General features: G+C 57.5%; 1 rRNA gene. It reads left to right on the forward strand.

Annotation, left to right across the window (positions count from 1 at the left end):
* Positions 1 to 786 (forward strand): 16S ribosomal RNA (locus HMPREF2550_RS03060); the annotation flags it as partial.

A 786-nucleotide genomic window follows, 5' to 3' on the forward strand; every position in this document is an offset into this window, starting at 1 on the left:
GTTGTGGAAAGCTTTTGCGGTATGGGATGAGCTCGCGGCCTATCAGCTTGTTGGTGGGGTAATGGCCTACCAAGGCGTCGACGGGTAGCCGGCCTGAGAGGGTGTACGGCCACATTGGGACTGAGATACGGCCCAGACTCCTACGGGAGGCAGCAGTGGGGAATATTGCACAATGGGCGCAAGCCTGATGCAGCGACGCCGCGTGGGGGATGACGGCCTTCGGGTTGTAAACTCCTTTCGCAATCGACGAAGCTTTTGTGACGGTAGGTTGAGAAGAAGCACCGGCTAACTACGTGCCAGCAGCCGCGGTAATACGTAGGGTGCGAGCGTTGTCCGGAATTACTGGGCGTAAAGAGCTCGTAGGTGGTTTGTCGCGTCGTTTGTGGAATACCGCAGCTTAACTGCGGGGTTGCAGGCGATACGGGCATAACTTGAGTGCTGTAGGGGAGACTGGAATTCCTGGTGTAGCGGTGGAATGCGCAGATATCAGGAGGAACACCGATGGCGAAGGCAGGTCTCTGGGCAGTAACTGACGCTGAGGAGCGAAAGCATGGGGAGCGAACAGGATTAGATACCCTGGTAGTCCATGCCGTAAACGGTGGGCGCTAGGTGTGAGTCCCTTCCACGGGGTTCGTGCCGTAGCTAACGCATTAAGCGCCCCGCCTGGGGAGTACGGCCGCAAGGCTAAAACTCAAAGGAATTGACGGGGGCCCGCACAAGCGGCGGAGCATGTGGATTAATTCGATGCAACGCGAAGAACCTTACCTGGGCTTGACATACACCGGA

It is taken from the genome of Corynebacterium sp. HMSC074A01 (assembly GCF_001831515.1).
Classification (GTDB): Bacteria; Actinomycetota; Actinomycetes; order Mycobacteriales; family Mycobacteriaceae; genus Corynebacterium.